Origin of the sequence: Pseudomonas sp. YuFO20, assembly GCF_035064975.1 — a bacterium.
GTDB classification, from domain to species: Bacteria; Pseudomonadota; Gammaproteobacteria; order Pseudomonadales; family Pseudomonadaceae; genus Aquipseudomonas; species Aquipseudomonas putida_AE.
Map to the genome: position 1 here is coordinate 18,524 of NZ_JAXDEO010000038.1, position 13,159 is coordinate 31,682.

A 13,159-nucleotide genomic window follows, 5' to 3' on the forward strand; every position below is an offset into this window, starting at 1 on the left:
ACCAGACGAGCGTCCTAGCTCGCTTCAAATAACGCCATGGCCTCGACATGTGCCGTCTGAGGAAACATATCGAGAATCCCGGCACGTTTTAACCGGTAGCCCTGCTTGATCAATTCGACCGTGTCGCGCGCCAGGGTCGCAGGGTTGCACGACACATACACCAACCGCTCGGCTCCCAGGGACTTGAGCTTGCGCACGACCTCGAAAGCGCCGTCACGCGGTGGGTCCAAGAGTACCGCACAAAAGCCTTCGCCGGCCCATTCGGCATCGGTCAAAGGCTGGGATAAATCGGCCTGAAAAAATTTCGCGTTATGCAGATTGTTGCTGATCGCATTCGCGGCGGCGCGATCGACCATCACCTGCACCCCCTCCACCGCCACGACTTCGCGAACGGCTTTGGCCAACGGCAAGGCAAAGTTACCCAACCCACAGAATAGATCGAGAACGCGTTCATCGGCTTGCGGTTTCAGCCATTCCAGCGCCTGGGCGACCATCGCTTCGTTGACCCCGGCATTGACCTGGATGAAATCCCCCGGCCGGTACGCCAGATTCAGATCCCACTGTTCAAGACGATAGCCCAGGGACTGATCGGCCTCGACCGGATGCGGCTCTCCGTCACCGTGCAACCACAGCTGGGCGTGATGGAACGCGCAGAAATCCTTGAGGATGGTCATGTCGCTTTCGGACAACGGCGCCATGTGGCGCAGCAATACCGCCAACGATGAACCGCTGAACAATTCCACGTGACCCAGTGCTTGAGGTTTACTCAAGCGCCGCAGCATTTCCGGCAAGCGGGCCATGATCGGTTGCAAGGGCTGTACCAGCACCGGGCAATCATCGATGCCGACAATGTCCTGGCTGCCAGCGGCACGGAAACCGACTTCGAGTTTTTTCGCCTTCATGTCCCAACGCACCGCCACCCGGGCGCGACGGCGGTAGGCGAATTCCGGACCGCTCAATGGCGCGGCCCACTCTTCGGGCTCGACGCCTGCGACCTTGGACAATTGCTCGGCGAGCATGCGCTGTTTCAGGGCGAGTTGTTCGTTATGGGGCAGATGCTGCACGCTGCAGCCGCCGCAACGGCCGGCATGGGCACAGGGTGCGGGGCGACGCAGTTCGCTGGCCTTGAACACCCGCTCGGTACGCGCTTCGACCACTTTGCCGTGGGCGCCGAGAACCCGCGCCTCGATCTCTTCACCGGCCAGTGCGCCGATGACGAACCAGGTACGCCCTTCGAAAAACGCGATACCACGACCGTCATTGGCCAGGCGCTCGATGCTCAGGCGCTGCTTTTTGCCGGTCGGGACTTGCGGAGCCTTGCTGCCGCCGGTGGGCTGGAAGCGCAGGCCTCTCTCGTGCTTGGCCATCAGTTGGGCGCGTCGAAAATGCCGGTCGACAGATAACGGTCGCCACGGTCGCAGATGATCGCGACGATCACCGCGTTTTCAACTTCTTTGGACAGGCGCAGCATCGCTGCCACCGCCCCGCCCGAGGACACGCCACAGAAGATGCCTTCTTCGCGGGCCAGGCGCCGGGTGACGTCTTCGGCTTCGCTTTGCGCCATGTCGACGATACGGTCGACGCGCTCGGCTTGATAAATTTTCGGCAGGTATTCCTGCGGCCAACGGCGGATGCCGGGAATGGCTGAGCCTTCCATCGGTTGCAGGCCGATGATCTGCACGCTGTCGCTCTGCTCTTTCAAGTAGCGCGAGACGCCCATGATCGTGCCGGTGGTGCCCATGGAGCTGACGAAATGGGTGATGGTGCCCTGGGTCTGGCGCCAGATTTCCGGACCGGTGGTGGTGTAATGCGCCTCGGGGTTGTCACCGTTGGCGAACTGATCCAGCACCTTGCCACGGCCTTCGGCCTCCATGCGCTGGGCGAGGTCGCGGGCACCTTCCATGCCCTCCTCCTGGCTGACCAGAATCAGCTCGGCGCCATAGGCAGTCATCGCCGCCTTGCGTTCGGCGCTGGAGTTGTCCGGCATGATCAGGATCATCTTGTAACCCTTGATCGCGGCGGCCATGGCCAGCGCAATCCCGGTATTACCGGAAGTCGCTTCGATCAGCGTATCGCCGGCATGGATCTGCCCGCGCAACTCGGCGCGGGTGATCATCGACAGCGCCGGACGGTCCTTGACCGAACCCGCCGGGTTATTCCCTTCGAGCTTGAGCAAAAGGGTATTGCTGGTGGCGCCGGGCAGGCGCTGCAAACGGACCAGCGGAGTGTTGCCGACGCAATCGGCGATGGTTGGGTACTGCAAGGTCATGGCGTATTCGCAATCCAGACTGCGGGGGCGCCTATCATACCGGCAAACCATCCAAGGCCATATCACGCAAAGTGCGGTGCTTATGGCTTGTGGGAATAAGGGTTCACAAAGCAGGACTTGAAGCCGCTTCTGCGCCCTCCCCATGCGCCGTATTCAGTGTATAAAACTCATGCAATTTGGCCTGCAACAACTGTTTATCCGGTAATTGTACCTGGTACTCGGCGATCAGCGCTGGCGACAGGCTTCGGTTAAGGGCGTATTCGACGACTTCGTCCTCTTTACTGGCGCAGAGCAATACCCCGATTGCAGGGTTTTCATGAGGTTTGCGTTCTTCGCGATCCAGGGCCTCCAGGTAGAAGCCCAACTTGCCCAGATACTCCGGCTCGAAACGGCCGACCTTGAGCTCGATGGCCACCAGGCAGTTGAGACCACGGTGGAAGAACAACAGGTCCAGTGCAAAATCACGCCCGCCAACTTGTAAAGGGTACTCGGAGCCGACAAAGCAGAAATCGCGGCCAAGCTCACTCAAGAATTGCTTGAGGCGCCCCAGCAAGCCCAGATGCAGATCGGTTTCGGCGTGGGCGCCGGGCAAGTCGAGAAATTCGACCATGTAGGCGTCGCGGAATATCTCTAACGCGCAGGGGTGGGTTTGTTTCAGAACCGCGGAAACTTTGGCCGGCTGGGTCACGCTGCGTTCAAACAGCGCTGTCTTGAACTGACGCTCCAGCTCGCGCTTTGACCATTTTTCCTGAACGGCCATTCGCAGGTAAAACTCGCGCTCTTCCGGGCGTTTGCTCTGGCCGAAAATGATCACGTTGTGGGACCAGGACAATTGTCGCGCCAGTGGTGCGACTTTTTCTTCTGCGCAGTAAATCTCATAAAACTGGCGCATGCGGAACAAATTCGAGCGAGTGAAGCCACGCAAACCGGGCTGAGTCTGAGCCAGATGCACAGCCAGTTGACCGACCACGGAATCACCCCATTCGGCATTCTCCAGCTTGCGGCTGATATAGGCACCCACCTGCCAGTACAACTCGATCAGCTGGGTATTCACCGCCTGCATAGCCTGGCGCCTGGCACTTTGAATCAGCGCAAGCACTTCATTGAAACGATCGTCGGTTTTGCTTGCGGGAGCGAAGGGTACGGTCATGCCTGGATCCTTGTACACGAGTAAAAGCGTGAGCTTAAACCGCCAGGGATGCTTGAAATGACCGGTGATACCCTTTGGGAAATGTCGTACAGAAACTCGGGAACGCTCCGGCAAAAACAGAACGGGTGTTGAAGGCCGCCCACTATGTGTGCTACGAGGTTGCCATCTTTGGCGTACTGGGCTCGGTGATGGCTAGGTACTACAAGGTCATGGCGTATTCGCAATCCAGACTGGGGGGCTGACATACCGGAAAACACTCGCAGGCCATCTCACGCAAGTGCGGTAGTTATGTTCCATGCGAACAAAAAAAATGTGATGGGTATTAGTCCTACAGAATTGGTGCACTAACAACGTACGAAAAAAGACAAAACTCAGAAAAAACGGTTCCAGAAGAATTTTCTTTCGGACATTTCATTCAGATTTTGGCGGTTATCGTGAACTGGTAACCTTTGGACTTCATCGATAGTCTTTGTACTGCGCTCGCGCTCCAGCGGGATGCAGCACACCGTAGACCGACTGAAGACCCAATGACGATGTCCGATGCTTTAGCTCTATTTCGCCCTGAAGTTGCCAATGCAAATAATGAACAAAGTTTCGGAAAAGTACTAATCCACCAACCGTTGGGATATGGCGTAGCGGCCATTCTGGCCGGAACATTAATAGTGATGGTCGCGGCCTATTCTTACTTTGGAACCTATACCCGTAAAGCTACCGTCGGAGGTTTGCTCATGCCCGAAAACGGTATGTTACGCCTAACTTCGCCCACTACAGGGTTGCTCACTGAAGTGTTTGCTTTTGAGGGTCAGACCGTAAAAACGGGTGACGACCTGTTTATAATCTCCGGCGAACGAATCAGTGCGACTGGCGGCACACAACAGTTGATTGCAGACCAACTTAATAAGCGCTTATTGATACTCGAGCGCAACCGCACAGTTGCAAATGACCGCATCTCGGGAAAAATTCGTCTCATGGATAGCCGACTCGCGGCGATTAGCGGCGAACTTAGTCAGTTTAGTGAAGAGATACGTCTGATCGCTCGACGGGTAGATCTGGCTGGAATTCAGCACAAAAGACAAAAGGACCTATTAACTACCGGCTTCATCTCTGTCGCACAGTTTCAACAGGAGGAAGGAGAACTCCTAGCTCTGCTCGGACAACAGCAAAGTGTGCAGAGAGCGCGTGCAAGTCTTAATCGCGAGTACACAGAGTTACATACCCTGCGCCAAGAGGCAGAGTTGCACCACCGCAACGAAATAGCTGACATAGACAATGGAATCTCACTTGTAAGACAAGAGCAGGCAGAAAATAACGTGCGTAAACAACAAGTTAGCACTGCACCATTTCCTGGAACTGTAACCGGCGTGAATATTCAGGTTGGTCAACACGTCGCACCTGGAACACTGCTTGCCAGTTTGATTCCTCAAGGCACCGATCTTACTGCTCACATGTATATTGCTTCTCGGCAAGTGGGTTTCGTAGAGAAAGGACAGACAGTACTAATACGCTATTCAGCCTATCCTTATCAGAAATTTGGTATGGCACGAGGGCGGATCGTAGATCTGGCGAAAAGCCCTTATGCCGTTCAAGAACTACCATCGCACATTGCAAATATCGTTCAAAAAACACCCGAGCCAACTGAGCTCTTCTACCGTGCCACGGTCAATCTCGATTCGCAGACGATTAACGTATACGGCATCTCACAACCACTACAGGCCGGCATGTTGCTGGAGGCTGATATCATCCAAGATAAACGTCGCATCTATGAATGGGCTTTGGAGCCGATTCACTCAATCACTGGCAAGCGTGCAGACTAAAACCCCGAAAGCACGAGACATGGAGCAATATGCATATCACAAGAAGGGAGCAAGAAGTCCTGAATTTACTTCTACAAGGAAAAGCCAACAAACAAATTGCACGAGAGCTTGGAATTAGCGACTTCACAGTTCGCGATTACATATCTTCTATTTTTCACAAGCAAGGCGTTAGCTCAAGGAGTGAACTTTTCGCAGCACGATTAAAAAAATAAAGAAACAAAAACACCCCTACAACTGTAGGATTACAAATAAGCAACAGCCGAACGACAATCTCATCGCACCTAGACGCAGAGTTACCAGATCAACCTCAAAGCCTTCGCCCGGATACTAAGACGAAACAACCAAATATATGTACATCGCACACAAATTGCCCCACCCCCAAATAAACTCCGACAAGTAGATCGCGAAAAACCCAGCGCATGAAGAATTCTGATAACGTAATTGAAGATGAAAGCCTTTTCGCATTTGGAGTTCGCATCGTAGAAGGCTCCCTATCTAACGCCCTTACATCTGCCGCGGTAGTATTGATTTCATACCTTTTCCTTTACGGATTTTATCGACTACTTCGCATACGATGGAGCGTACACAGAAGCATAATAATCATCATACTAACATGTCACATAGCTCCACTTCTTATACTGTGGGCAATACAATAACCAAATCAAACCAAACATACAGGAACCTAATAATGCGAATACTATCAATACATGACCTGGAAATAGTTTCAGGGGCAGTAGGTCCTCAGGGAGCGTTAATTGGAGCTGTCTCGGGAGCTGCTGGGTATGTTGGGAACGCTATGGCAACGGGAGAAGGTGATGTTGGAGGTCTCATAGGAGCAACGACAGCCGGCGCGGTGGGAGGATTTCTACTAGGACCTGCTGGGTTAGGAGCCGGTCAACTTACTGCATCAACTATACTCGGTGCGGAGGTTGGTTACTACTCAGGAATGCTTGGCGGCCAAGTTCAAAATGCATTCTCAGCCGGTACAAATTACAACTAATCCGCGCCACGCATTCTTTCAACAATATTTGGCAGCATACATCTGAGATCAACAGAATGGCTATAGCGTTCAACATTCCCGCAGAAAAATTCAAAGAGAAATATCAGGAAAAAAAACCACTACTGATAAAGCAAGCAGTATCTAAAACCTTTTTTTCCTGGAAGGAGGCAAATGAAGTCTATACTCACAGCGACGCTGTATCAGAGGATCTCAAATTATTACTGGATGGATTGATTCCTAAAAACCAATACGTTGAAAGCTTCCTCGAAATTGGCACTCTACGATATCGACTGATCAAACCCGCAGTATATGAATACTTAAGAAACGGCGCTACATTGATCGCCAATAAAATCAAGCACTCCGCAAAAGTCGAACATCTGTCCAGGCAAATCTCCTTATTTACTGGCCAGCAGGCGATCAGCAGTGCTTACGTGGCGCTAGGTGAAAAAGAATCGTCTCCTTGTCATTGGGACACACGGGATGTATTCGCAATTCAATTGATTGGGCGCAAGCGCTGGATCATCTATGAGCCATCAATGGAACTTCCCGTGTTTACCCAGCAAAGCAAAGACTATAAAAACCAGTATCCTTGCCCAACCGATCCTTATATGGATATCATCCTTGAAGCCGGAGACATTTTATATATCCCGCGCGGCTGGTGGCACAACCCGAAACCATTGGGCGAACCTACTTTTCATCTTTCCGTTGGAACTTTCCCTCCTTTAACCACCGATTATTTATCGTGGTTGTTCAAGCACATCGAAAATCACGTAAACTCACGAAGATCTCTAAAAAACTGGCAGCAGGATCGCTTGAATATTGCATCAGTAGGGAATCACATCAATAATTTGCTAACCAACCCCGAGATCTATCACCGTTTTATTGATGAATATAACGGTGCAACCCGCATAGACTCTAGCCTAGCCCTAGAGTTGTTCGGCAATCCTAACTGCATAACATTTCCCGAGCACATTAATTTTCGAATATGTGCTAACTGCCACCCAGGCTTAGACAGTGGCTATATCATTGCTAACGGAACACGAATAAACCTTGACTCAAAAAGTAAAAAAATAATTCAACACATAGCAGAATCGCATGAATCTAGCACTATAAAACTAAGCAGCGCATTCTCAGAATTATCTGAATCGGACCTTAACCGAATACTTACCGAACTGTGTCGGCAAGATATTCTGGAAATACTCAATCACTGATTGTAATTTCACAACGGTATACTTAGTCATGCGAGTAACGTTACAGTCAGAAAGACAAGAATGCGGACTAGCCTGTCTAGTCATGATTGCTGAATTTCACGGACTCAATCTAAACCTAGCGAATATTCGCCGAAAATTCTCCACCTCCATAAAAGGTACAAATCTAGCCCAACTAGTAAATTTTGCTAACTCACTAAACTTCTCATCCCGCGCACTACGTCTGGAATTAAACGAAGTTTATAAGTTAAAAACCCCATGCATCTTACACTGGGACCTCAATCACTTCGTAGTACTGGAAAAATCAAAAGGACGAAAACTTACACTACTTGACCCTGCCTTCGGTCGAAAAGTTGTGACAATCACAGAACTCTCAAACCATTTTACTGGAGTAGCATTAGAATTAACGCCCAATACTGAATTTCAGGCCGAACCTCTGAAACCTCGTATCCGCCTAAAGTATTTGACTAAACATATTGTCGGACTGAAGCGCGCCCTTACCAATATTTTCGTACTCGCAATAGCCCTTGAGACGATTGCCCTTCTATCCCCCCAAGTAACACAGTGGGTGGTAGATGGAGCATTGGTATCGTCAGATCACGACCTATTGCTTTTGACGGTAATTGGAGGTTGTTTATTAACAGTGATTGGCTTTACTTTAAGGATCCTACAAGGTTGGATGGCGCTGCGCTTAAGCCAACAACTAAACCTTCAATTATCCGGAAATTTGTTCGGCCATATGCTACGTCTGCCTTGGTCGTATTTTGAAAAGCGTCAACTTGGGGATATTGCGGCTCGCTTTCAATCACTATCCGCTATTCGGAGTGTTTTAACCAACGGAGCAATCACAGCGATACTCGATGGAATAGTCGCATTAACTACCCTAACAATGATGTTTCTTTACAGCCCAACCCTTACAGCCATTGCTGCGACCGCATTAATATCATACGGCACATTAAGATTGGTATTTTATTTACCTCTGAGAAATGCTTCTGAGGAACGCATCGTATTGAGCGCACGAGAACACTCGTACTTCCTGGAAACTTTAAGGGCAATCTTACCGCTAAAATTGTTTAACGGCACCTCACTGCGACTAGCAAACTGGCAAAACCTAATCGTGGACGTTCAAAACAGGGATACAACAACACAAAAACTACTACTTGGATTTGCCAGCCTTAACACACTAATATTCGGACTAGAGGGAATGTTACTTCTTTATGTCGGAGGCGTAGCAGTACTAAATGGTGCACTGTCGCTAGGTATGTTGTTGGCTTTCATCGCCTACAAAGGGCAATTCACCGGACGAGCGAGCAAATTAATCGATTTGAGCATTGAAGTTCGAATGCTTTCACTCCACGCCGAACGCTTGGCAGAAATCGCGTTAGAAGAACGAGAGCCAGAAGGAACAATTGAAGTAGACCTAGGAAGTTTAGAGTCAAGCGTTGAATTCAGAGAGGTGTCCTTTAGATACGCTGAAAACGAACCGTGGATAATTAAAAAACTGTCACTTATGGTTAAGTCAGGTGACTCAGTTGCTATCGTAGGCCACTCTGGATGCGGAAAAACAACACTGTTCAAGCTGTTAGTAGGTTTGCTTACCCCGACAGAAGGAGATATTTTAATCGGAGGGATACCAATTCGCCAGTTAGGCCCTCTAGCTTGTCGAAACTTGGTTGGAGCAGTTATGCAAGATGATCAATTACTGACCGGATCACTAGCTGAAAACATAAGCTGCTTCGAGTCAAGCATTTGCTACGAGCACATGAAGGAAGTCGCTAGACTTGCCAATATCGAACAAATTATAGACGGCATGCCCATGGGCTATCAGACGTTGGTATCAGAGTCGGGAACGGGACTATCTGGGGGAGAAAAACAACGTATATTACTAGCTCGAGCCTTATATCGAAAACCAAAAATACTCGCTTTGGACGAGGCCACCAGCCATTTGGACTTAATCAGCGAACAAAATGTGATTAATTCGCTTAAGGAACTGTCGACAACTCGACTATTTATTGCACACCGTCATGAAACCCTAACTTTCGCTAAACGCATTGTCCGCTTAGGTGGAGGAATTCTGCTGGAAGATACTTATGTCGACAAAACCAAGGTCAACAGTGAAAATCCTGATTATATTGATAGGAATAATAAGCCTATCAGGGATTATGAACGCGCAGGCGAAAAATTCCGACCTCGTACAGACCTACCGAAAAGCATTAGCACATGACGCCCTATACTCTGCTGGCAAGGCACAACTACTTGCGGAATATGAACGCTCATCACAATGGAAAGCAGGGCTTTTACCTCAAATATACGTCGACGCTCAGACCAATTGGATGGAGGCAGATTATCAAGCTCCAAATGGTAAAGTTCAACATAAAAAATATAATCGTAGTTATGGCGTGCAGTTGATACAACCTGTTTTTCGTTGGCAAAACTGGGTCCAATTTCAGCAAGGAGAGCTTCAACGTTCGCAAGCGCAGATTCAATTCCAGCGCGCGGAACAGGATTTACTGCTGCGCGTTGCTAAAGCCTATTTCAATACCTTGAATGCAACTGACGTGCTTGTGGCCGTTCAAGATCTACGCACCGCCGAGGTGGAACAATTGGCGAAAGCAAAAAAAAGTTTCGAATTAGGTAACGTCAGCGTAATCGATATGCATGAGGCCCAGGCCAGCTTTGATCGCAGCACGGCGCAATTGGTCAAGGCTAGAAGCGATCTTGATTTAGCTAAATTTACCTTGAGTCAAATCACCGGAGACAATCCCGGACCGCTGAACGGTTTGCGTGACAACATAACTCTTTTACCTCCGCAACCATCTGAGTTTGACATATGGGCAGCTGCGGCTCAGCAGGGCAACCTTGAAGTGCAATCTCAGAAGATTCTTCTAGATATCGCCGGCAATGACGTACGTATCAGAAAAGCAGAACACCTTCCGACTGTGGATTTAGTTATCAGTCAAACCATGCAACAAAATCCTAATTTAAATACCAAACGCACTGACTCCTCAAGTATTGGGTTACGCTTCAACATTCCACTTTATAGCGGGGGACGACTTGGATCTGCTACTCGACAAGCTTTGGCCATACAAGAGCAAACCGAGTTCGAGTATGAGAATGCACGCCGCTCCGCGGCATTAGCAGCAAGACAGGCTTGGTTGGGGGTAGTGGACGGAATTGAACAAATTAAAGCACTTGAGGCGGCGAAGTCATCCGCACTTTCGGTACTGACCTCCAATCAAATTGGTTATAAAATCGGTTTGCGAGTCGGTATCGATGTATTGGAAGCTCGAGGGAAATTAAGTGACATCTTTCAAGAGCTGTCGCGCGCACGTTATGACACGTTGCTGGCTCAGTTACAGCTTAAAGCATCGACTGGTGCGCTAAGTGAGGCTGATATTGCAGAAGTCAACGATTTGTTGAGCGGATAGAATACTGCCTGGACTAATTGAAATTACAAACTCTCAAATCAAAAGTTCACATTTGCACAAGGAAATTATCGTTACTGAGTTCACTTGGAACTTGGAACTTGGAATAAAGGCTTGTCATAATGCTTGGTGAGCAACCAACCGCATATTCATCCGCAACCCGCTCCCGGTGTTCTGCGCCCAGAGCTTTCCGCCCTGACGCCGCACTGCATTCTGGGCAATACTCAAGCCCAGGCCAAATCCACCGTCCCCCGGCCGCGAGCCGTCGAGGCGGGTGAAGGGCAAGAAGATTCGCTCAAGATCGTTTTCCGCCACGCCGCCGCCCTGATCCTCCAGCCATAGGTGCCAGAAATCACCATCGCGTTGCCCGCCCAGATGGACAATGCCACCCTTGGGCGAATGTCGAATCGCATTACGCAGCATGTTCTCCAGGGCCTGGGCCAGGGTATTGAGGTGGCCGCGCACCCAGCAGGAGGCGTCCACCGAACATTGCAATTGCCCATCCGGCCAGCAACTTTCGTAGCAGGCGTTTTCTGTGAGCATTTCCCACAAGGCCTGGACCTGAATCGCTTCGTCGGGCAATCGCGTGCGTTCCGTGTCGAGCCAGGCCAATTGCAGCGTGTCTTCCACCAGCCGTTGCATGCCGTCGACCTCGCGGCCGATGCGCTCGCGCAACTGCTCCAGGCCCTGCTCGCTTTCACTGGCCACCCGCAGGCGGCTCAACGGCGTGCGCAATTCATGGGACAGGTCGCGTAATAGTTGTTGCTGCAGCGCCACGGTGCTTTGCAGACGTTCGGACATGTGATCGAACGCCCTGCCCAGTTCTCCCAGTTCGTCGGCGCGATTGGTGGTGCGGCGCGACAGTCGCACGTTGAGCTGATCGGCACGCCAGGCGTTGGCTTGTTCGCGCAGGTGATTGAGCGGCACCACCAGCAAGCGGTACAGGCCGACGCACAACAGCAAGGTGAACAACCCGGGAATGACGCCGTTGGTGATCACCCGCCAGAACACCCGATAGCGTCCCGGCACAAAGCGTTGGGGCAGTTCGATCACCAGGCTGCCGACGGAAGGGTCGCCGGGAAACGGCACCCTCATCCACGGCCGGCCTTTCTTGTGGATAGGCCAATCCAGGCCGCGCAGAAACGTCAGGTGTTCAATTTCATCGTCCGTCAGCGCAAAGCTGCTCAAGGACTGCAGGTCACCGCCAATGACACCGACCCAACTCTTTTCCTGGCGATGCATGGTCTGCAGCCAGTCATCGACCCCCTCGGTCCGGCGCTGTTGCCACGCCTGTTCCGCCTCGGCGGCATAACGCGTCAAGGTGCCTCGGGCCTCGTCCGAGAGGAACTGGTTGCGCTGCTCCATGTAGCGGCCCCAGGACCAGCTCAACCAGATCATCAGCAGGCAGAACGCCACCAACAGGCAGGCCAGTTTCCAGAACAGCGAATGCCGGCCCGGCAAGTTACATTTCATCGCCGGCACTCAGGATGTAGCCCTTGCCCCAGACCGTGCGCACCTCGCGCTCGGTATAGCCGATGGCCTTGAGTTTGCGGCGAATCTGGCTGATGTGCATGTCCAGGCTGCGATCGTGGGCGGCATAACCTCGTTGCAGGACCTGCTGATAAAGGAAGGCCTTGCTCAACACTTCATCGACGCTGCGGCTCAGGGTTTCCAGCAGGCGATATTCACTGCGGGTCAGGCCGGCAGGCTGCTGCCGATAAAATACGTCGCAGCGCTCGTCGTCGAAACGCAGGCTGTCCACCTCGGCCACCAGCGCCACCGGCGTCGGCCGGCGATCGAGCGCTACCCGGCGCAGGATGGCTTCGATACGTACGCGCAACTCGGCCATGCTGAAGGGTTTGGGCAGGTAATCATCGGCCCCCAGTTGAAAGCCGCTGATGCGATCGGCCTCGGCGCCGAGTGCCGACATCAGCAACACCGGGGTGGAATGGCTGCGGCGCAGTTGCGTCAGCGCCGCCAGCCCGTCCAGCCCCGGCAACAGGATGTCCATCAACACCACATCGAAGGCTTGCTCGCGGGCCATGTCCAGGCCTTCCTGGCCATTCTGGCACCAGGTTACCTGAAAGCCGCTACGGCCCAGATGTTCATGGACATAGGCACCGAGTACGAGATCGTCTTCGATGGCGAGGATACGGGGATGGCCAGCGCTGATGGTCGTCATTATTATCTGCAAATAATTCTCAGTTGTTAATTATTCAAGATTGCCTCGCCCGGGGCAACCCGAGGGCTTGCGCAAGACGCAAAAGCCCACGAACAACCGACGAGTGACGAC

General features: G+C 51.6%; 10 protein-coding genes. 5 read left to right on the forward strand and 5 right to left on the reverse strand.

The genetic code is table 11. The features are described 5' to 3' along the window. Window positions 1–14 precede the first annotated feature (14 nt). From rlmD to SOP85_RS20790, 3 genes are all read right to left on the reverse strand, one after another. Window positions 15–1,367 (reverse strand): 23S rRNA (uracil(1939)-C(5))-methyltransferase RlmD, encoded by a 1,353-nt coding sequence (gene rlmD / locus SOP85_RS20780; protein ID WP_323608139.1) that lies wholly within the window; start codon window positions 1,365–1,367, stop codon window positions 15–17. Then, window positions 1,367–2,269, reverse strand: a complete 903-nt coding sequence (gene cysM, locus SOP85_RS20785) for a cysteine synthase CysM (RefSeq protein WP_274072917.1) — start codon at window positions 2,267–2,269, stop codon at window positions 1,367–1,369. The genes rlmD and cysM overlap by 1 nt, the downstream gene beginning before the upstream one ends. A gap of 103 nt (window positions 2,270–2,372) precedes the next feature. Continuing rightward, window positions 2,373–3,419, reverse strand: a complete 1,047-nt coding sequence (locus SOP85_RS20790; RefSeq protein ID WP_323628108.1) for a PDDEXK nuclease domain-containing protein — start codon at window positions 3,417–3,419, stop codon at window positions 2,373–2,375. A gap of 527 nt (window positions 3,420–3,946) precedes the next feature. On the opposite strand from SOP85_RS20790, the gene SOP85_RS20795 reads away from it, so the two are divergent. The 5 genes from SOP85_RS20795 to SOP85_RS20815 all read left to right on the forward strand — a co-directional run bounded on the left by SOP85_RS20795 (window position 3,947) and on the right by SOP85_RS20815 (window position 10,869). Continuing rightward, complete coding sequence (locus tag SOP85_RS20795; protein ID WP_323628082.1) at window positions 3,947–5,233, forward strand: HlyD family secretion protein; 1,287 nt, start codon at window positions 3,947–3,949, stop codon at window positions 5,231–5,233. A gap of 29 nt (window positions 5,234–5,262) precedes the next feature. Beyond that, window positions 5,263–5,445, forward strand: a complete 183-nt coding sequence (locus SOP85_RS20800; protein WP_323628083.1) for a LuxR C-terminal-related transcriptional regulator — start codon at window positions 5,263–5,265, stop codon at window positions 5,443–5,445. 844 nt (window positions 5,446–6,289) lie between these two features. Then, window positions 6,290–7,444 (forward strand): JmjC domain-containing protein, encoded by a 1,155-nt coding sequence (locus tag SOP85_RS20805; protein ID WP_323628084.1) that lies wholly within the window; start codon window positions 6,290–6,292, stop codon window positions 7,442–7,444. A gap of 28 nt (window positions 7,445–7,472) precedes the next feature. Continuing rightward, window positions 7,473–9,665, forward strand: a complete 2,193-nt coding sequence (locus SOP85_RS20810; protein WP_323628085.1) for a peptidase domain-containing ABC transporter — start codon at window positions 7,473–7,475, stop codon at window positions 9,663–9,665. Beyond that, window positions 9,604–10,869: a TolC family outer membrane protein gene (locus SOP85_RS20815; RefSeq protein WP_323628086.1), complete on the forward strand. Its 1,266-nt coding sequence runs from the start codon at window positions 9,604–9,606 to the stop codon at window positions 10,867–10,869. The genes SOP85_RS20810 and SOP85_RS20815 overlap by 62 nt, the downstream gene beginning before the upstream one ends. Window positions 10,870–10,983: 114 nt before the next feature. Here SOP85_RS20815 and SOP85_RS20820 read toward each other — a convergent pair whose 3' ends face one another. Next, window positions 10,984–12,339, reverse strand: coding sequence for a sensor histidine kinase (locus tag SOP85_RS20820; protein ID WP_323628088.1), 1,356 nt, complete (start codon window positions 12,337–12,339; stop codon window positions 10,984–10,986). Further along, window positions 12,329–13,048, reverse strand: a complete 720-nt coding sequence (locus tag SOP85_RS20825) for a response regulator transcription factor (RefSeq protein WP_323628090.1) — start codon at window positions 13,046–13,048, stop codon at window positions 12,329–12,331. The genes SOP85_RS20820 and SOP85_RS20825 overlap by 11 nt, the downstream gene beginning before the upstream one ends. Between the last annotated feature and the right edge of the window lie 111 nt (window positions 13,049–13,159).

Bases quoted from the DNA above. Each gene is read 5' to 3' on its own strand.
- rlmD (WP_323608139.1), bottom strand. From the start codon at position 1,367: ATGGCCAAGCACGAGAGAGGCCTGCGCTTCCAGCCCACCGGCGGCAGC.
- cysM (WP_274072917.1), bottom strand. From the start codon at position 2,269: ATGACCTTGCAGTACCCAACCATCGCCGATTGCGTCGGCAACACTCCG.
- SOP85_RS20790 (WP_323628108.1), bottom strand. From the start codon at position 3,419: ATGACCGTACCCTTCGCTCCCGCAAGCAAAACCGACGATCGTTTCAAT.
- SOP85_RS20795 (WP_323628082.1), top strand. From the start codon at position 3,947: ATGACGATGTCCGATGCTTTAGCTCTATTTCGCCCTGAAGTTGCCAAT.
- SOP85_RS20800 (WP_323628083.1), top strand. From the start codon at position 5,263: ATGCATATCACAAGAAGGGAGCAAGAAGTCCTGAATTTACTTCTACAA.
- SOP85_RS20805 (WP_323628084.1), top strand. From the start codon at position 6,290: ATGGCTATAGCGTTCAACATTCCCGCAGAAAAATTCAAAGAGAAATAT.
- SOP85_RS20810 (WP_323628085.1), top strand. From the start codon at position 7,473: ATGCGAGTAACGTTACAGTCAGAAAGACAAGAATGCGGACTAGCCTGT.
- SOP85_RS20815 (WP_323628086.1), top strand. From the start codon at position 9,604: ATGAACGCGCAGGCGAAAAATTCCGACCTCGTACAGACCTACCGAAAA.
- SOP85_RS20820 (WP_323628088.1), bottom strand. From the start codon at position 12,339: ATGAAATGTAACTTGCCGGGCCGGCATTCGCTGTTCTGGAAACTGGCC.
- SOP85_RS20825 (WP_323628090.1), bottom strand. From the start codon at position 13,048: ATGACGACCATCAGCGCTGGCCATCCCCGTATCCTCGCCATCGAAGAC.